Source organism: Bacillus altitudinis 41KF2b (assembly GCF_000691145.1).
GTDB lineage: Bacteria > Bacillota > Bacilli > Bacillales > Bacillaceae > Bacillus > Bacillus altitudinis.
The window spans coordinates 1-18,235 of the sequence record NZ_ASJC01000022.1 but is presented as its reverse complement, the minus strand read 5'-3'; the positions used below and the strand labels follow the sequence as shown (position 1 = coordinate 18,235).

The 18,235-nt window shown below is 39.9% G+C and carries 17 protein-coding genes, 1 tRNA gene, 1 other RNA gene, 1 pseudogene and 1 other annotated feature; of the genes and pseudogenes, 6 read left to right on the top strand and 14 right to left on the bottom strand.

Features of this window, described 5'->3' with window-relative positions:
- Window positions 1-183: 183 nt before the first annotated feature.
- The 7 genes from BA79_RS18430 to tadA form a co-directional block, all read right to left on the bottom strand.
- Window positions 184-447 carry a pro-sigmaK processing inhibitor BofA family protein gene (locus BA79_RS18430; RefSeq protein ID WP_012009068.1) on the bottom strand — a complete coding sequence of 88 codons (264 nt, stop codon included), beginning with the start codon at window positions 445-447 and terminating at the stop codon, window positions 184-186.
- Between the two features lie 66 nt (window positions 448-513).
- Complete coding sequence (locus BA79_RS18425; protein ID WP_008342008.1) at window positions 514-738, bottom strand: YaaL family protein; 225 nt, start codon at window positions 736-738, stop codon at window positions 514-516.
- Window positions 739-756: 18 nt separating this feature from the next.
- Window positions 757-1,353 carry a recombination protein RecR gene (gene recR, locus BA79_RS18420; RefSeq protein WP_003218094.1) on the bottom strand — a complete coding sequence of 199 codons (597 nt, stop codon included), beginning with the start codon at window positions 1,351-1,353 and terminating at the stop codon, window positions 757-759.
- A 15-nt stretch (window positions 1,354-1,368) separates the two neighbouring features.
- Window positions 1,369-1,692 (bottom strand): YbaB/EbfC family nucleoid-associated protein, encoded by a 324-nt coding sequence (locus BA79_RS18415; protein WP_025206594.1) that lies wholly within the window; start codon window positions 1,690-1,692, stop codon window positions 1,369-1,371.
- Between the two features lie 25 nt (window positions 1,693-1,717).
- Complete coding sequence (gene dnaX, locus BA79_RS18410; protein WP_017359011.1) at window positions 1,718-3,430, bottom strand: DNA polymerase III subunit gamma/tau; 1,713 nt, start codon at window positions 3,428-3,430, stop codon at window positions 1,718-1,720.
- Between the two features lie 330 nt (window positions 3,431-3,760).
- An RNA gene (gene ffs / locus BA79_RS19325) (signal recognition particle sRNA large type) lies at window positions 3,761-4,025 on the bottom strand.
- A 76-nt stretch (window positions 4,026-4,101) separates the two neighbouring features.
- Entirely contained in the window at window positions 4,102-4,578 is a 477-nt protein-coding gene (gene tadA, locus BA79_RS18405; RefSeq protein ID WP_008342015.1) for a tRNA adenosine(34) deaminase TadA, read from the bottom strand.
- A gap of 79 nt (window positions 4,579-4,657) precedes the next feature.
- Here tadA and BA79_RS18400 point away from each other — a divergent pair, with 79 nt between their 5' ends.
- The 4 genes from BA79_RS18400 (at window position 4,658) to BA79_RS18385 (ending at window position 7,918) form a co-directional block, all read left to right on the top strand.
- Entirely contained in the window at window positions 4,658-5,212 is a 555-nt protein-coding gene (locus BA79_RS18400) for a cysteine hydrolase family protein (protein WP_017359012.1), read from the top strand.
- 99 nt (window positions 5,213-5,311) lie between these two features.
- Complete coding sequence (locus tag BA79_RS18395; protein WP_234781037.1) at window positions 5,312-6,559, top strand: glycoside hydrolase family 18 protein; 1,248 nt, start codon at window positions 5,312-5,314, stop codon at window positions 6,557-6,559.
- Window positions 6,560-6,638: 79 nt separating this feature from the next.
- A complete protein-coding gene (locus BA79_RS18390) occupies window positions 6,639-7,262 on the top strand; it encodes a deoxynucleoside kinase (RefSeq protein WP_035704473.1) in 624 nt (207 codons plus the stop codon).
- A complete protein-coding gene (locus tag BA79_RS18385) occupies window positions 7,259-7,918 on the top strand; it encodes a deoxynucleoside kinase (protein ID WP_035704469.1) in 660 nt (219 codons plus the stop codon). Before BA79_RS18390 ends, BA79_RS18385 begins: the two co-directional genes overlap by 4 nt.
- A gap of 84 nt (window positions 7,919-8,002) precedes the next feature.
- Here BA79_RS18385 and BA79_RS18380 read toward each other — a convergent pair.
- The 5 genes and pseudogenes from BA79_RS18380 to pdxS all read right to left on the bottom strand — a co-directional run bounded on the left by BA79_RS18380 (window position 8,003) and on the right by pdxS (window position 12,404).
- Window positions 8,003-8,095 (bottom strand) — tRNA-Ser (locus BA79_RS18380).
- 292 nt (window positions 8,096-8,387) lie between these two features.
- Window positions 8,388-8,720, bottom strand: a pseudogene (locus tag BA79_RS19975) (methyl-accepting chemotaxis protein); the annotation flags it as partial.
- 596 nt (window positions 8,721-9,316) lie between these two features.
- Window positions 9,317-10,591, bottom strand: a complete 1,275-nt coding sequence (gene serS, locus BA79_RS18370; protein ID WP_008342028.1) for a serine--tRNA ligase — start codon at window positions 10,589-10,591, stop codon at window positions 9,317-9,319.
- A 48-nt stretch (window positions 10,592-10,639) separates the two neighbouring features.
- Window positions 10,640-10,855, bottom strand: a binding site (T-box leader).
- A gap of 53 nt (window positions 10,856-10,908) precedes the next feature.
- Complete coding sequence (pdxT, locus tag BA79_RS18365) at window positions 10,909-11,499, bottom strand: pyridoxal 5'-phosphate synthase glutaminase subunit PdxT (RefSeq protein WP_008342030.1); 591 nt, start codon at window positions 11,497-11,499, stop codon at window positions 10,909-10,911.
- Between the two features lie 20 nt (window positions 11,500-11,519).
- Window positions 11,520-12,404: a pyridoxal 5'-phosphate synthase lyase subunit PdxS gene (gene pdxS, locus BA79_RS18360; RefSeq protein WP_008342033.1), complete on the bottom strand. Its 885-nt coding sequence runs from the start codon at window positions 12,402-12,404 to the stop codon at window positions 11,520-11,522.
- Window positions 12,405-12,650: 246 nt separating this feature from the next.
- Between pdxS and pdxR the strand changes: the two genes are divergently transcribed.
- On the top strand, window positions 12,651-14,129 hold the full coding sequence (gene pdxR, locus BA79_RS18355; RefSeq protein ID WP_035704466.1) for a MocR-like pyridoxine biosynthesis transcription factor PdxR: 1,479 nt from the start codon (window positions 12,651-12,653) through the stop codon (window positions 14,127-14,129).
- A 41-nt stretch (window positions 14,130-14,170) separates the two neighbouring features.
- On the opposite strand, the gene BA79_RS18350 is transcribed toward pdxR, so the two are convergent.
- Together BA79_RS18350 and guaB are read right to left on the bottom strand one after the other, a co-directional pair.
- Window positions 14,171-15,496: a D-alanyl-D-alanine carboxypeptidase family protein gene (locus BA79_RS18350; RefSeq protein WP_008342036.1), complete on the bottom strand. Its 1,326-nt coding sequence runs from the start codon at window positions 15,494-15,496 to the stop codon at window positions 14,171-14,173.
- 160 nt (window positions 15,497-15,656) lie between these two features.
- Entirely contained in the window at window positions 15,657-17,123 is a 1,467-nt protein-coding gene (gene guaB / locus BA79_RS18345; RefSeq protein ID WP_008342039.1) for an IMP dehydrogenase, read from the bottom strand.
- Window positions 17,124-17,244: 121 nt separating this feature from the next.
- On the opposite strand from guaB, the gene BA79_RS18340 reads away from it, so the two are divergent.
- Window positions 17,245-18,213: a YaaC family protein gene (locus BA79_RS18340; protein WP_035704463.1), complete on the top strand. Its 969-nt coding sequence runs from the start codon at window positions 17,245-17,247 to the stop codon at window positions 18,211-18,213.
- Window positions 18,214-18,235 lie beyond the last annotated feature (22 nt).

Genomic DNA, 18,235 nt, shown 5'->3' with positions numbered 1-18,235 from the left:
ACGTTTTGTCTTGTTTAGTTTTCAAAGAACTTGTTTACCGCTTCAGAAGCGACTAGAACATCTTATCACATCCAAGTTGTTAGTGTCAACAACTTTTTTGTTATTATGTTTTTTCGTTTCTTCGTCATCAGCGACGTATATTAATTTACCACCATATATAATCAAAGTCAACAATATTTTGCATTAAATAATAAACTTTTCAATTACGACTAAAGCTGCTACACCTGGAATGCCCAACAAACCACTAATTCCGCTCGTTACAGGGTTAATGGAAACATGAAGCCCTAAACTCTCGCCGAATAAATTGAGACAAAATAAAAAAAGAGCGCCTGCGACAAATTTTATTCCGATAAGCCCCAACCATTTGAATGGATTCGCTTGAACACCCGACATAAACAACAATAAAACAGCTAACAAAATTGAACCAATCACAATAACAGGTTCCATAATCCTCTCATCTCCTCTTCATATGAATAGTACAAGCATATGAGAGGATTATGGAAAATAGACCTGCTATCTCCAATTGTTTAAACGTAAATTTCTCTTTTTCGCTTCTCTCAGATAGAAAAAGTACTTCGCTTGAGCAAGCTTTAATTCGAATAGAATGTCCGGTGAAGGCTCAACGCTGTTTGCGACAAGCTTTTTTTGTCTGTTCCATTCTTCCTTTTGCTTAAAAAGCTGTTGAATTAATATCTCATCGAATTCTTTTCGAATTGATTTTCTGCGAAGAAAACCCATGTACCGTACTTCTCCTTCCTACATCTCACGTCTGCCTTCTAGAGCCTTAGAAAGTGTGACTTCATCCGCATACTCTAAGTCTCCACCTACTGGGAGTCCGTGAGCAATGCGAGAGAGTTTAATTCCTGATGGTTTCAACAATCTAGAGATATACATGGCCGTTGCTTCTCCCTCAATGTTTGGATTGGTTGCAAGAATGACCTCTGTGACTTGATCGTCTTGCAATCTTTTTAATAGGTCAGGAATTTTAATATCCTCTGGCCCAATTCCGTCCATTGGTGAAATAGCACCATGAAGCACATGATATAAGCCGTTGTATTCTTTCATTTTTTCCATTGCGATCACATCTTTTGGATCCTGCACGACACAGATCACAGATTGATCTCTTCTTGTATCTTCACAAATATAGCAAGGATCCTGGTCGGTGATATGTCCGCAAACAGAACAATAAGTTAAATTACGCTTTGCATTAACAAGTGCCTTCGCAAAATCCAGCACGACATCTTCTTGCATACTAAGAACAAAAAAAGCCAGACGGACCGCAGTTTTAGGTCCGATTCCTGGCAATTTCATAAAGCTATCAATCAGCTTTGATATTGGTTCAGGATATTGCATCTTCAGTTATTCCTCCTAGAATAAACCTGGCATGTTCATTCCTTTTGTGAATTGACCCATTGTTTCATTCGTTAGTTCATCAACTTTTTTCAATGCATCATTTGTTGCTGCAAGTACAAGGTCTTGAAGCATATCGATGTCTTCAGGATCAACAACTTCTTCATTAATCGCCACATCAATGACTTCTTTTTGTCCATTTACTTTTACAGTGACCATACCGCCACCTGCCGTACCTTCAAGGACTTTTTCTGCAAGCTCTTCTTGAGCCTTAGCCATATCCTTCTGCATTTTTTGCATTTGTTTCATCATTTTTTGCATATTTCCCATTCCACCGCGCATATGAACACCACTCTCTTTCAAATTGTTAATCTTTAATTTCAATTAAATCGGTTCCTACTAACTTCTTTGCTTCTGCAATTAATGGATCTTCTTCAGCAGAAGCTGCCTGACCATCTGCTTGTTCTTCAGGCTGATGATCTCTTAAAAATTCTTCTCTTATTTTACCCCATTGAGCGTCAGGAACGCCAACTAATTCCACTCTTTTTCCTAGCATAGATTCTAGCAGTTGCTCAAGATTGGTTCGAACACCACTTTTATCTTCGGCCACCATCTTACAATGTATTTCAAATTTGAATTTTAAAACAAAGGCATGAGTTGCCGCCGCAACTGGTTCACTATCTGTTAATAGCGCAGCGTGAGATACCTTATTTTGCTGTTTTAATTGGGCAAGAAGCTCTCCCCATTTGCCTTTTATTTTTTCTAGTTCCGGTCGCTTCGCTTCTTTTAAAATCTCATGAATTCGACCGACAGGTGCACGATAGCCATTTTTATTACTCGTTTGAGGTCGAGGTGCTTCCGTTTTTGCTTGAGGACTCTGAGACTGAGTCATTGGAACACCCTCAGCTTTTAGCCTAGATAGCTCCTGTTCCAGCCTGTCTATTTTATTCGTTAACGCTGTTAGGTCGGAATCAGCCGGAGATGATACAGCACCAGCCGTTGACTGACAGAGCTTAACCACAGCTACTTCAAAGAAAATTCTAGGATGGTTTGTCCATTTCATTTCCTGATGGCTTTTATTCAGCACTTCAATCGTTTCATAAAGAAACTGAGGTGCCACACGTTCTGAAAGAGCCACAAACTTATCGTCGACTTTGACTTTTTCAAGGACACCTTCAAGATCCGGTGCTGTTTTGAATAGAAGCATATCTCTAAAGTAGAAGATCATATCCTCTATTAATTTCGCAGCATCTTTCCCCTGTTGAAGCAATTCATTTAACGTATCCAGCGCTATCGCAATATTTTGCTCAAAAATGGCTTCAGCAAGCTGACTAATGAAATGCTGAGATACAGCACCTGTAATGAGCAGTGCATCATCAATTGTTAGCTGTTCACCACTAAATGAGATCGCTTGGTCAAGGAGACTAAGTGCGTCACGCATGCCTCCATCTGCCGCACTAGCAATAATCTCGAGTGAACCCTCTTGTATATTTAGGCTTTCTGCATCTACAATTTTCTCCATTCGTCCAACAATATCTTTTGTCGTGATCCGTTTAAAATCAAATCTCTGACATCTTGATATGATGGTAAGAGGAATCTTATGAGGCTCTGTGGTAGCCAAAATAAAGATACAATGAGCAGGTGGTTCCTCTAGCGTTTTAAGAAGTGCATTAAATGCCCCGATAGAGAGCATATGTACCTCATCTATAATATAAACCTTATATGTAACCGCTGAAGGAGCAAATTTCACTTTATCACGTATATCCCGAATTTCATCTACCCCGTTATTTGAGGCAGCATCTATTTCAATCACGTCTGAAATCGAACCGGTCGTAATCCCTCTACAGGCATCACACTCATTACACGGCTCACTAACAGGTGACTTTTCACAGTTCACTGCTTTCGCAAAAATCTTGGCAGCACTTGTTTTACCTGTTCCTCTAGGACCTGAAAATAAGTAAGCATGAGAAAACTTTTTCTGCAAAAGGGCATTTTGCAACGTTTTTGTGATGTGTTCTTGTCCAACAACATCCTCAAAAACTTGAGGTCTGAACACTCGGTATAAAGCTTGATAACTCACAAATACGCCCTCCTCCATTTATCATCATGTTCATTATACATGATGCAACGATCAATTCAAAAGTACACCTTTATTTTCTAATAAACGAAAAAGAGCATTTCCTTTAAAGACTTTTTACTTTTCTTGATTAAAAAACGTGTTTTCCTGCTTTCTGAAAATGTCTGCCAGATCAATAAGAACATTCGTTCCCCATATGAATTACTTCAAAAAAACCTCACCCTAAAATGGCTTTTTTGCTATTTGTATAAACAAAGCAACCGATATATTCTTTCAATAGCAACAAAAAACTCACCTAGATAAACTAGATGAGTTACATTTAATATTGATTTACCGTGCACCTTCTGTCGATTCGCTACCCCAAGCGTTACTTAAACAGTTAGCTCGGCCCAGGCAACCCTGCGGCACATGAGAGGTTTCACTTAATGCTGCTTCCTTCCGGACCTGACATGGTTCATGAATTCCCATTGCGCAGGACCCAGACGTCAACACCACTTATTTAAGGCAGACCTTGAAGTAAACGAACCTTGAGAAGGGATTCGGCCTCGCTAGAGCGGATTGCGAGTACAGGGCACCGCTACCTCCCCGCTTAGCACGGCAAAATGAATATTAAATTGTTGGTGACGCAGACATAAGTATACCTTCTAAGTGATAAAATTGCAAACGACATCCATTCATTTACTTTTCGCTTGCTTCTTCCGCTGACGGAGGTCTCGAAAGAACTGACTTAACAGCTCACCACACTCATTTTCAAGCACACCGCCAATGACTTCAGACTGATGATTGAACCGCTCATCGTCCAATAAATTCATTAAAGTACCAGCACATCCACCTTTAGGATCATAGGCACCAAAAACGACCTTTTTCACTCTTGAAAGTACAATAGCGCCTGCACACATTGGGCACGGTTCGAGTGTAACATAAAGTACAGCATCTTCTAAACGCCAGCTACCAGTCATTTTACACGCTTCATCAATAGCAAGTAATTCCGCATGAGCAATTGATCGCTGTTCACTTTCCCTTAAATTGTGAGCACGGCTTACAATTTGATCATCAACAACGATGACGGCACCGATTGGAACTTCTCCTATTTGTTTTGCTTTCAAAGCTTCAGAAATAGCTTCTTGCATAAACTGTTCATCTTTCGTCATAGCACGGCTCTCTTTTCATGTTTTTTTAAAGGATATTGAGGTTAACATATTATCACAATCTTTTAAAGGGGGTCTTGATTTGCCAAAACAACAAAAGGCACTACTTATTATTGACATGATCAATAATTTTGATTTCGAAATGGGACATGTGCTCGCTGAAAAAACAGAGCAAATGACCAATAAAATTTTAGCCCTTAAACAACACGCTTTCAAGAAAAATTGGCCAATTATCTATATCAACGACCACTATGGACTCTGGAAGGCTGATATCAAAGCTGTTATGGAAACATGTAAAAACGAAAGAAGTGCCCCTATTTTAGAACAAATGGCACCATCTAAAGATGATTACTTCTTAATTAAACCTAAGCACTCTGCCTTTTACGGAACAGCACTAGAGACACTCCTAAATGAATTAGGTGTGCAAGATCTTATTTTAACTGGAATTGCCGGAAACATCTGTGTCCTGTTCACTGCAAATGACGCTTACATGCGAGAGTACAACCTCACTGTACCTAAAGATTGTATTGCTTCAAATGATGATAGGGACAACGAGTACGCTTTAACGATGATGGAGAACGTTCTTCTTGCCAAAATCACAACAACTAAAGAGATCACGGATGAAAATCAAACATGATTTATCCATCACCCTCATAAATTGTTAGCAATAACAAAGGGGGCGTTGACCATTCAAATTTATGTTGTCAAAAGAGGAGATACATTAAATGAAATTGCCATGCGTTTTAAAACAACGGTAAATGAAATCATTCGGACCAACGACATCGAAACACCAAATCAACTAGTCGTTGGACAAACAATTGTCATCCCTATTAGAGGTCAATTTTATGAGGTCAAACAAAATGATACACTTTATCAAATTGGAAGAAGATTCCAAATTTCGGTAGAAGAATTGGCACGTGTGAATCGGATTCGGCCTGAAGCCATATTGCCTATTCGTTTTTTGCTTTATATTCCACAAAGACCGAAAAGAAATATTAATTCTAATGCTTATATAGAACCTCGCGGAAACCAAGTCAGCGAAAATTTAAAGCAAGCAGCCAGAGAGGCATCTCCATACTTAACCCATCTCGGTGCCTTTAGTTTTCAAGCGCAAAGAGACGGAACACTTCGCGAGCCACCTTTAGATCAATTACCTCAGATTGCCGCTCAAAGCAGAACGGTTTTAACCATGGTAGTCACAAATCTAGAGAATGATAAATTTAGTGATGAACTCGGGCGAATTCTTTTAACAAATCAAGCTGTCAAAACGACATTATTAAATGAAATCGTCCGCGTTGCTCAAAAGTATCAATTAAAAGAAATCCATTTTGACTTTGAATATTTACGCCCTGTTGATAAAGAAGCCTACCTTCAATTTTTAAGAGAAGCAACAACTCGTTTTCATCAACAGGGTTGGACTATTTCTGTGGCACTTGCTCCTAAAACAAGCAGTGAACAGAAAGGAAAGTGGTATGAGGCGCATGACTATGAAGCAATCGGTAAGATTGTTGATCATGTTGTGCTAATGACTTATGAGTGGGGCTACAGCGGCGGGCCTGCACAAGCCGTCTCTCCGATCGGCCCTGTCCGCCAAGTCATTGAATATGCACTGACTGTCATACCTGCCAATAAAATTGTGATGGGGCAGAATTTATATGGTTATGATTGGACGCTTCCTTATGTTCAAGGAGGCCCTATCGCCAAAGCCGTCAGCCCTCAACAAGCGATCGCCATTGCTAGAGAGAATAATGTATCCATTTTATATGACGAAACAGCACAAGCACCTTATTTCCGTTATACAGATGCTAACAACAAAGAACACGAGGTTTGGTTTGAAGATGCAAGATCCATTCAAGCCAAATTTAATCTCATTAAAGAGTTAAACCTAAATGGAATTGCTTACTGGAAATTAGGTCTATCCTTCCCACAAAACTGGTTGTTGTTATCAGATCAATTTAATATTGAAAAAAGAACGACATCGTAATTCATACGCTCTATCTCTCAGAAGGGGTATGGTACAATATACATTGGTTTGACAACTTTATAGATAGAGGAGAACGCCTATGTATCCTGCCCCTTTTATTGCAGTGGAAGGCCCAATTGGAGCCGGAAAAACAACCTTGGCTACAATGCTTTCAAAGGAATTTCAATTTCCTTTAGTAAAAGAAATTGTAGAAGAAAATCCATTCTTAGATAAATTTTATGAAGATATGGAACAATGGAGCTTTCAGCTTGAGATGTTCTTTCTATGCAATCGGTTTAAACAGTTAGAGTCTATTGAAGAGAAATATGTCAAAAAACAGCAGCCGATTGTCACTGATTATCATGTCTATAAAAATATGATATTTGCAGAAAGAACCTTATCTAAAAAGCACATGGATAAATACAGAAAGATCTATCACTTGCTGACAGATGATCTTCCTAAACCAAATGCCATGATCTATATAAAAGCCAGCCTTCCCACCTTACTTGATAGAATAAAGATGAGAGGCCGATCTTTTGAAGAAGACATTGATCCAGCTTATTTAAAAACCTTGATTGAAGATTATGAGTTGGCCATCGAACATTTAAAACAAACTGACCCAGGGGTTCCTATCATTACAATTGAAGGCGATCATACAGACTTCGTTTCCTCACAGCAAGATTACCAGCAAATTGTACAGAACATAAAGGAGCAAGTACTATGAAAAATATTGATATACCAAAGGATGCTGTCATTACAATTGCAGGGACAGTTGGTGTCGGAAAATCGACCATGACGAAAACAATATCGCACAAGCTAGGATTTCAAACTTCTCTTGAAAAAGTAGATGATAATCCATACTTAGAGCCTTTTTATTCAGATTTCCAAAGATGGAGCTTTCATTTACAAGTCTATTTCCTAGCTGAACGTTTTAAGGAGCAGAAACGAATCTTCGAGTCTGGTGGAGGTTATGTACAAGATCGGTCCATTTATGAGGACACTGGTATTTTTGCTAAAATGCACGCAGACAAAGGTACCATGTCAGAGGTAGACTATGAAACGTATACGAGTCTATTTGAGGCGATGGTGATGACACCTTACTTCCCTCACCCAGATGTCCTCATTTACTTACATGGGGATTTAGATCATATATTACATCGTATTGAAGAGCGCGGGAGAGAGATGGAAACTCAAACCGATCGAGCATATTGGGAAGAAATGTACACTCGATATACAGAATGGATCGAACAATTTGATCTGTGCCCTGTGATTAAAATTAATATTGAAGATTACGACTTACTTCATGATGAAAGCTCACTTGATCCAATTCTTCATGAAATTGCTTCTGTTATTCAAAAAAATCGTTCTAACACAAAATAAAAAAAACCGCTGCATTTCTCGAATGCAGCGGTTTGACAATTTCCAATTTTTATGCGTTTCAATTCAACTAAGGTAAAATCAATATGGCGGAGGAAGAGGGATTCGAACCCCCGCGGGCTTTGACACCCCTGTCGGTTTTCAAGACCGATCCCTTCAGCCGGACTTGGGTATTCCTCCGTATCGACAAGAATTAATATATCATATCATCTTATTTTAAGTCAACATCTTTTCGAAAAAAATTTCAACATTTGATTTTGGTATGATGTTTAGCCTATAAAAAGCTAAAATGAACTTTATTTTAGCCTTTTGTCTTCTTTTCAGCGTAATAGAAAACCTTTGAAGTCTAGGAAGGACGAGTACTGGCGCGGAGCGAATTTGGCATTCGTGAGCACCAGCACGCAGGACTGACAAAGAATGCGAGGGTTTGTCTACACGCTGAAGCAGCCGATTATCGGCTGCTCTTCATTTATTACGTATCCTGTCTAATTTCTTCAATAAAAGTATTCATCTCTTCTTTAAAATCATTTAATGACTCAATAATCTTTGTAAAGTCTGTCACTTGTTTAGCTTGTTCGTTTGTTGAACTGCTGATTTGTGAGATATTTTCAGATAAAGTGCCAATGCTGTCTTGGATTTCTTTTAAAAATGCATTAATGGTTTCAGCTGCTTCCTTTGATCCATCTGATAACTTTCGTACCTCGTCTGCAACAACAGCAAAGCCTTTTCCATTTTCACCTGCTCTTGCCGCTTCAATTGCAGCATTGAGTCCTAACAGGTTTGTTTGTCTCGCAATACCGCCAATGGTTTTGACGACTTCTTCAATGTTTGCGGATTTCTCTTCTGCTCTTCCGGCCTGCTCACTAATTTCTAAGCTTGTCGCAGCCAGTTCTTGAGAATGAGCAGCAATTTGCTCAATTCCACCTTGTAACTCTTTCGCTACTTTATTGATATGTTCCATATAGCCGCTTAATTTCTTCTCACGATGATGTGAAAAAGCCACTAAAAAAGAGCCAATCACTTTTCTATCTTCATCAAAAATCGGATAACCTTTTACAGCAATTTCATAACCATATAAAGACTCTGGCAAATGCCCATCATATTCTTGTCCTCTTAATGTCGTCGCCACGTTTTGGTCCTCTGGGTTTAAAGCGTCCCCTACTTTAATGCCAAAATCTACTGTGGTCGATGGATAATAGCAAAGTACCTTTTCTGTATCAGTGATGCCGAAAAGGACACTTTCATCTAGAACTTTTCTGAGTAATTGAGCCATTTCAACATAATAGTCAAGCCTATTCAAGGTTATTCCTTCTTTCCTAGATGCTTTTAGTTCTTTTATCGGCTTATTTTAGAAAAGCTGTAGAAGTTTAGGTAAAAAGAATAAGATGCCATGACGGCATCTTATTTTATCACTTCTTTATTTCCCATATAAGGACGTAACACCTCAGGAATGATCACTGTTCCATCCTCTTGTTGATAGTTTTCTAAAATGGCTGCAACAGTTCTTCCTACTGCTAAACCAGATCCATTTAATGTGTGGACGTGTTCTGGCTTGGCTTTAGGCTCAGGGCGGAAACGAATGTTTGCTCGTCTCGCTTGGAACGCTTCAAAGTTACTGCAAGAAGAAATTTCACGATACGTATTTTGGCTTGGAATCCATACTTCGATATCGTATTTCTTCGCAGCCGTAAAGCCTAAATCTCCTGTACACATGCTCATGACACGGTATGGCAGATTCAATAATTGAAGAACTTTTTCTGCTTGGTTTGTTAGTTTTTCTAATTCTTCATAAGAATCTTCTGGTCTGACAAATTTCACAAGCTCTACTTTGTTAAATTGGTGCTGACGGATGAGTCCGCGCGTATCTCTGCCGGCAGAACCAGCTTCTGATCTAAAGCAAGCACTAAATGCTGCATAATTGATTGGCAGCTGCTCTCCTTCAAGAATTTCGTCACGGTGCATGTTCGTAATTGGCACTTCAGCCGTTGGAATGAGGAAATAATCTTCTTCTCGAATTTTAAAAGCATCCTCTTCAAACTTTGGAAGCTGTCCAGTTCCTGTCATGCTTGCTCTGTTGACCATATAAGGTGGTAGTACTTCAGTAAAACCAAATTCATCTACGTGTAAATCCAGCATAAAGTTATAAAGTGCACGCTCTAACCGTGCGCCTAGCCCTTTATAAAAAACGAAACGGCTTCCTGTCACTTTTCCTGCACGTTCAAAATCCAAAATTTTCAGTTCATCCGCTACATCCCAATGCGGCTTTGGTTCAAATGAGAAGGCTGGCTGTTCGCCCCATTTTCTCACTTCAATGTTGTCATCTTCTGTTTCACCGACTGGTACAGAATCATGAGGGATGTTTGGAATTGAGAACAGGATGGTTTGCAGGCTTTCCTCTACTGTTCTTAATTCATCATCCAACTTCTTAATCTCATCGCCTACCTCACGCATTTCTTGAATAATGTGATCGGCGTCTTTCTTTTCTCTTTTTAGAACAGCCACTTGCTGTGATACTTCATTTCTTCGGCTCTTTAATACTTCTGTTTTGCCGATTAATTCTCTTCTTTTTTGATCCAGCTCACCAAACTTATCAAAATCCGCTAAATCTTCACCTCGATGGGCTAATTTTTCTTTGATTTGATCAAAATCCGTGCGCAGTTGTTTAATATCCAGCATGTGTAACACTCCTTTTTTATCGAAAAATAAAAAGAGCCCTCATCCCATGAAAGGGACGAGAGCTCTCGCGTTGCCACCCTGATTGAAAACACGCCAAAAGCATGCTTTCCTCTTTCCTCTGTAACGGCATCACCGTAAATGCTTACTTCGTGTTTCAGCATTTCGCTCAAGGATGGATTCAGAATGCATCTTTCACCGATTCTCACCAACCATCGGCTCTCTGAGAAAGAGGGGCTTCTTACTATTTCCCGTCAACGCTTTTTCGATCTTTGATTGTGATTTTAATGTACTATAAGTTTTATCTCTTTTCAACCGTTTTATACAGCAAGCTTCGTTTTATAGGACTCCACCATCTCAACAAACAGCTGTGTTAACCGGTGGTCATCTGTCAGCTCTGGATGAAAAGAACAACCTAAGATATTGTTTTCTTTCGCCATCACAATCCTGCCGTCATACTCAGCCATGACCTCTACGCTCTCATCTGCGCTGATGATATGAGGCGCACGGATGAACACTCCTGTAAACGGCGCATCCAGTCCTTTCACTTCTACATCTGCTTCAAAGCTGTCTACCTGTCTGCCAAACGAATTACGTGCAACAGATACATTTAACAGGCCAAGATGAGCATCTTCTCGATCTTCTATATGCTTTGCCAGCATAATCAAACCGGCACAAGTCCCAAATATCGGTTTACCTTGAGCAGCGAACGCTTTAATCGGTTCAATGAATTGGTACGTATCCATGAGTCTTCTCATCGTCGTACTTTCACCACCAGGGATAATGAGACCGTCAACAATTTCTAACTCCTCTACCCGCTTGATGATCTTTCCCGCTGCGCCACAAGCTTCAATCGATTGAATATGCTCTCTCACCGCTCCTTGAAGCCCTAGTACACCAATTGTTAGCATGTTCGTTTGCGCTCCCTTAATTACCAGCCACGCTCTTGCATACGCTCTTCTGGCAATAGATTTGAAATTTCAATTCCTTTCATCGCTGTTCCAAGCTCTTTAGAAAGCTCTGCAATTAGACGGTAATCTGTGAAATGAGTCGTTGCTTCTACGATCGCTTTTGCAAATTTAGCTGGATTGTCTGATTTGAAGATACCAGAGCCGACAAATACACCATCTGCTCCAAGCTGCATCATGAGTGCTGCATCTGCTGGTGTCGCAACACCTCCAGCTGCAAAGTTTACAACTGGCAATTTGCCTTCTTTTTTAATTTGAAGCAATAATTCATAAGGTGCGCCCAGATTCTTGGCTTCTGTCATCAATTCATCTTCACTCATTGCCGCCACTTTACGAATTTGAGCATTGACCTTTCTCATATGACGAACAGCTTCTACAATATTTCCTGTACCAGGCTCACCTTTTGTACGAAGCATAGATGCACCTTCTGCAATACGACGAGTCGCCTCACCTAGATCACGGCAGCCACATACGAAAGGAACCGTGTATTCATTTTTATTTAAATGGAATTCCTCATCTGCGGGCGTCAGCACTTCACTCTCATCAATATAATCAACACCAAGTGCTTCAAGAACACGAGCTTCCACGATGTGACCGATACGTGCTTTTGCCATGACTGGAATCGTTACTGCATTTTGTACTTCTTCCACGATTCTTGGGTCTGCCATACGGGCAACACCGCCTGCTGCACGGATGTCAGCTGGTACTCGTTCTAGTGCCATTACTGCCACTGCGCCTGCTTCTTCTGCGATTTTTGCCTGCTCAGCATTGACGACATCCATAATGACGCCACCTTTTTGCATTTCTGCCATTCCACGTTTAACTCGTTCAGTTCCCTTATTGCTCACAATTGTTTCCTCCCATTTGTCTATTCGATTGATTCAACACCTTTATCATACAAGCGATAGAGTATAACAATAAAGAGAATAGTATAACAATTCAATCAGCTCATAAAAAAGAAGAAACCCTTATATATCAAGGTTTCATAGTTAAAAAGGCATCATTCCCTCTTTTAAGTGTTATTAACATGTTATAATGCATCTATAACAATTCGAAAACATCTATAACAATTCCACACCCATTGGAGGATTTTCATGCATATTGATATCCATCGACATTCAGATACATCTCTTTCGAATCAGATTTACTTTTCCATCGTTGATCACATTCAATCAGGTCTGCTTCAGCAAGGCGATAAGCTGCCGACTGTACGTGATCTAGCGAAACAGCTGAATGTAAGTCTTGTCACAGCATCAAAAGCATATACACGGCTTAAGGACGACGGATTTTTAACGACTGTACAAGGAAAAGGTACGTTTGTGAATGAGCAGCATGAGCAAACTGACATCCCGGTTCAGTCATCTACTTCTTTCGATTGGCAGTTATCGATCCCTGATTATTTACCAAGGTCTCAATTTGCTCAGTATCACTATGTCGAAGAAGCCATTAATCTTTCTTCCTCTATGATTGATCCTGGTCTTTTACCTAACCAGTATTTAGAAAAAGAAATGCAGCATGTCCTAGCCCGGCATCCTCAAATCATGTCAAAATACGGAGAAATACAAGGTGACCTTCAGCTTCGTCAGGTCATTCAATCATTTCTAGAAAAATTAGATGTCCCTTCTACTCCTGAAAATATCCTTGTCACTAGCGGTTCTCAGCAAGGGCTTGATTTAGTAGCACGTACATTTATCGGGCCGGATGATGTAGTTGTCATGGAGGCGCCCACCTATCCAGGCGCAATTGATGTCTTTATGGGGAGAGGGGCACGAATTATTACGGTTCCTGTCGATCATGAAGGAATGAACATGAAACAGCTTCAAAGCATTTGTGATAAATATAAACCAAAGCTCATCTATACCATTCCTACTTTTCACAGTCCTACAGGTGCTAGTATGTCGATGAAACGAAGAAAGCAGCTGCTTTTACTGGCACAAAGCATTGATTGTCTCATTGTAGAGGATGATCCTTATCGTGAGCTTTATTTTGAAAAGAAACCGCCGGCACCCATTAAAAGCCTAGATCACGATGGACACGTCATTTATTTACGAGGATTAAGCAAGACACTGGCTCCAGGATGCAGGATTGGAATTATTACTGCGTCAGGCTCTATATTTAACCGTTTATTAGCTGCAAAAGCCAATAATGATTTAGGGAGCCCGCTTCTCACCCAAAAGGCGATCTTACCGTTTCTCACTTCCAAGAAAATGATCGATCATACGAAAAAATTAAGAACTGCCTTGAAGGTGAGACGCGATTTGATGATGGAAGTGCTGACAAAACATGCGCCAAAGGACGTCACGTGGCAAATCCCACAGGGCGGGCTCAATTTGTGGCTTAGCTTTCCTTCCTGGGTCGATACACGTGCCCTATTACATGAGGCGCGGAAGCAACAAATCACCTTCCTGCCTGGCTCTGTCTGCTATCCTGGGGAGCCGAAGCAGAATTATATACGTCTCAGTTTTTCTTATGTGAATGAAAAGGCACTGACAGAAGGGATGGAAAAGTTATGTGGTATTTTTCAGCAGGCCTTGTCTACACCTCAAAACCACAAACAATCTCTTTTCTTTTAACGATAAAAAAACTGCTCTCACATATAGAGAGCAGTTTTTTATTAGAACCAACCTTTTACTGTGTCGACGATTCCGCCCCAAATGCCAGCGAAGAATCCTCCTACACCACGCATTGCAAGGATGAACCAGTTTGCTTTTTCATCACCTGTTTTCGTCACAAGCTCAACACCTGATTGGTCTTTACTCAAATAGCCGTAGTCCTTCTCATCACCAGAATAAGAAGTCGTCAGCATGCCAACCTTTGTTCCTTTTTTAATAGGAGCTTCTAGGTTCTTTTTATCAATATTTACTTTCGCTTTATAGCTCTTCTCATCACCATTTTTAACCGGTACAGAGAAAGCTTCTTTCGTCACGACGGGTACTTCTTTATCTTTCCCTTTATCGACTTCGATGTTTTCATGTCCCTTGATTTGTTGGCCTTTTTTGTACATTTCTTTCATCGTGAAGTTTTTAAAGGCATAATCGAACAATTTTTTCGCCACATCGAAACGAGCTGTATGAAGATTCCCTTTAGCATTCAGGACAACTGCGATCACACGCATGTCACCACGTTTTGCTGTACCTGTGAAGCTAGAACCAGCTGAATCAGTAGAGCCCGTTTTCAGACCGTCTACGCCTTCATATTCTTTCACAAGTCCTTTAAGCATAAAGTTCCAGTTTGGCATGTCCATTTCATCATCTGTGCCTTCTCTGAACTTTGTTTTCGCGATGCTTGCTGTTTCAAGAATTTCTGGATGATCTTTGATGAGATGCTGTGCAAGCAAAGCCATATCCTTTGCGGAAACTTCGCTTTCTTCATCAGGTCCCGTACCTTTTGGCTGTTTGCCATGTAAGTCTTTATTTTCTAATCCAGTTGCATTCACGAATTTGTAATTGGTTAAGCCAAGTTCTTTTGCTTTTGCATTCATTTTTTCAACAAACTTCGATTCTGATCCAGCGATTACCTCTGCTAGACCAATTGCTGCTGCATTTGCTGAATAAATAGCCGTTGCTTGATAAAGTTCTTTGACAGTATACGAACCATCTTTTCTCAATGGAACATTGGATAAACTACGGTCCTGAGAAATTTCGTACACGTAATCATCTGGCGTATATGTTTGATCCCATTTCACTTTGCCTTCAGCAATCGCCTCTAGTAATAGATACTCTGTCATCATCTTTGCCATACTTGCAATAGGCAGTCTTTGTTCTGCGTTTTTACTATAAAGAATTTTACCTGTAGAAGCTTCAATAAGGATGGCTGCTTTCGCATTCACATTGAATGGATCTTCAGCCGCTTTTGCTTTGGACATTGGGGTAAATGCAGTAACAATCAATGCCAATGCAAGGATAGAGACCATAAGCTGTTTCAACATCTTGCTGTTCAATCGTCATACCTCCGTATTCATCTTTTTTCGACGTTTTTCATATATATTTAATCCACAAGGGCTTATTTCGACACAACAGTATAAATTTTATCACAATAAAGACAAAAAAAATAGACAGAGTCATAGACCCTGTCAAATGTAATTTGATTGTCACAATTTATCAAGAAATTGTGTAGTTTGGTGATTCTTTTGTAATTTGTACATCATGTGGATGGCTCTCACGAAGACCTGCACCTGTCATGCGAATGAATTGTGCTTCTTCTCTAAGAGTACGTAAGTCCTGTGTTCCACAGTAGCCCATACCAGAGCGAATACCGCCAACGAGTTGGTAAACAGTGTCAACAACTGGTCCTTTATACGGTGTACGTCCTTCGATACCTTCTGGAACGAATTTTTTATTATCTTCTTGGAAGTAACGATCTTTACTTCCTTTTTCCATTGCAGCAACAGAACCCATACCACGATATACTTTGAAACGTCTGCCTTGGAAAATTTCTGTTTCTCCTGGGCTTTCAGATGTACCAGCAAGAAGGCTTCCCAGCATAACAGCATGTCCACCAGAAGCTAATGCTTTCACGATATCACCTGAATATTTAATTCCACCATCTGCAATAATAGATTTACCATGTTTTCTTGCTTCTGTTGCACAGTCATAAATCGCTGTGATTTGTGGTACACCGACCCCTGCAACAACACGTGTTGTACAAATCGATCCTGGTCCAATACCCACTTTTACAATATCTGCTCCAGCTTCAAACAATGCTTTTGTTGCTTCAGCTGTTGCAACGTTACCAGCAATGATGTTAAGAGAAGGATACGTTTCACGGATTTTCGATACAGTGTCTAGAACACCTTGAGAATGACCGTGTGCTGTATCAATGACGATCACATCAACATTGGCTTCTACTAATTTTTTCACACGAGTCATTGTATCGCCAGTGACACCTACAGCGGCACCAACAATTAAACGGCCATGTGCATCTTTAGAGGAGTTAGGGAATTCAATCACTTTTTCAATATCTTTGATGGTGATGAGACCTTTTAATGTTCCTTCGTCATCTAAAAGAGGTAATTTTTCAATTTTATATTGCTGAAGGATTTTTTCAGCTTCTTCTAATGTTGTTCCAACAGAAGCTGTCACAAGTTCCTCTTTTGTCATCACGTCGCTAATCTTCATTGAATAATCCGAAATAAAACGAAGGTCACGGTTCGTAATAATCCCAACAAGCTTTTGATCTTGTTCGTTATTAACAATCGGTACACCAGAAATACGATATTTACCCATTAAATGTTCTGCATCGAATACTTGATGATCCGGTGTTAAGAAAAATGGATTTGTAATAACACCACGCTCTGAACGTTTTACTTTGTCCACTTGTTCAGCTTGCTGCTCAATAGACATGTTCTTATGGATGATTCCAAGACCACCTTGACGTGCCATTGCAATCGCCATTTGCGATTCCGTCACAGTATCCATTCCTGCACTAATAATTGGAATGTTCAGCTTTAAAGTGCTTGTTAACTCAACTGATAAATTGACATCACGCGGAAGCACCTCAGACTTTGCTGGAACAAGCAACACATCGTCAAACGTCAAACCTTCTTTTGAAAATTTACTTTCCCACATTAGTAAATCCCCCTCTTTTCGGCAAAATATTATATGTAGATTATCAACTAGGAAACAGCATGTCAAGGAAGCAACAAACAGTTGCAATTTTTAGAAAATATAAAGAGAGTTGAGGAAGAAGATGAAAAGTTCAGGATGGAAGGATTTAAAACGTTTTTACTCACTTGAAACTTCCCAAAAGTTTCTATTTCAACAGTACGAGAAACGGAACATTCAGGAGGCAAACCAGCAGGCCTATAAAAACTGTGAACGATTTATTTACTTTTTAAAGCACGGTCATACATTTTATGACCAAGCCGCATCAGCTCCACTTGAACTAAAACCGATTTTATTGTTTTATGGAATGGCACAGCTGTTAAAGGCATGTTTGCTGACAGTGGATCCCGACTATCCGTCTCAAACCTCTGTCTTAGCTCACGGCGTCACCTCAAGAAAAAGAAAGAAGCAACATTATCGTTTTAGTGAGGATGAAGTCAAGATTCAGCGAAACGGATTATGTATGCATGTATTAAAGCACTTTTTTCATTTAAATGGTCTTGAAGATGAACGATTTACGATGATCAATCTCCTTTCAAAAATACCTGAGATGGGTCATATTCTGGAGTTTCAAAAACAGCCTGCGACTTTAGTGAAAGTAGAGCAAGCCAATGGCATATTGATTCAAGATCATATTCCCTTGCTCTATAATATGTCTGCCGAACGTTTTATTGAATATTTTGAGTTCCATACAACTTGGAAGCTTAAGCAACGAGAGGCTAAAAAACTAACATTTGATGTATTTTCAGAAGAAAACCCTGCTCTTGCTACTCATCTTCATTATGATTTAGAAATGAATCAATGGTTCATTCCATCAACGCGAGATGCCTTTTTAGGGATTCCTGAGATCATCAGCCATTACTTGTTAATGTATAACCTCAGTATGATTGCCCGCTACGAAACAGAATGGTGGTACGAGCTTTTATCTCAATACATTAGTGATGATTATGTCATGATTGAACGTTATATGGAGATTGCAGAGGATAAGTTTCCGGCTTATATCATGATGCTGCTAGAAGAAAACACAAAAAAGACCAGTTCCGACTGGAACTGATCCTTTGAAAAGCTTGGCGGCG

Excerpts from the sequence above, each read along its gene's own strand:
- BA79_RS18430 (WP_012009068.1), bottom strand. The coding sequence starts at position 447 with ATGGAACCTGTTATTGTGATTGGTTCAATTTTGTTAGCTGTTTTATTG.
- BA79_RS18425 (WP_008342008.1), bottom strand. The coding sequence starts at position 738 with ATGGGTTTTCTTCGCAGAAAATCAATTCGAAAAGAATTCGATGAGATA.
- recR (WP_003218094.1), bottom strand. The coding sequence starts at position 1,353 with ATGCAATATCCTGAACCAATATCAAAGCTGATTGATAGCTTTATGAAA.
- BA79_RS18415 (WP_025206594.1), bottom strand. The coding sequence starts at position 1,692 with ATGCGCGGTGGAATGGGAAATATGCAAAAAATGATGAAACAAATGCAA.
- tadA (WP_008342015.1), bottom strand. The coding sequence starts at position 4,578 with ATGACGAAAGATGAACAGTTTATGCAAGAAGCTATTTCTGAAGCTTTG.
- BA79_RS18395 (WP_234781037.1), top strand. The coding sequence starts at position 5,312 with ATGCGTTTTAAAACAACGGTAAATGAAATCATTCGGACCAACGACATC.
- BA79_RS18390 (WP_035704473.1), top strand. The coding sequence starts at position 6,639 with ATGTATCCTGCCCCTTTTATTGCAGTGGAAGGCCCAATTGGAGCCGGA.
- BA79_RS18385 (WP_035704469.1), top strand. The coding sequence starts at position 7,259 with ATGAAAAATATTGATATACCAAAGGATGCTGTCATTACAATTGCAGGG.
- serS (WP_008342028.1), bottom strand. The coding sequence starts at position 10,591 with ATGCTGGATATTAAACAACTGCGCACGGATTTTGATCAAATCAAAGAA.
- pdxT (WP_008342030.1), bottom strand. The coding sequence starts at position 11,499 with ATGCTAACAATTGGTGTACTAGGGCTTCAAGGAGCGGTGAGAGAGCAT.
- pdxR (WP_035704466.1), top strand. The coding sequence starts at position 12,651 with ATGCATATTGATATCCATCGACATTCAGATACATCTCTTTCGAATCAG.
- guaB (WP_008342039.1), bottom strand. The coding sequence starts at position 17,123 with ATGTGGGAAAGTAAATTTTCAAAAGAAGGTTTGACGTTTGACGATGTG.
- BA79_RS18340 (WP_035704463.1), top strand. The coding sequence starts at position 17,245 with ATGAAAAGTTCAGGATGGAAGGATTTAAAACGTTTTTACTCACTTGAA.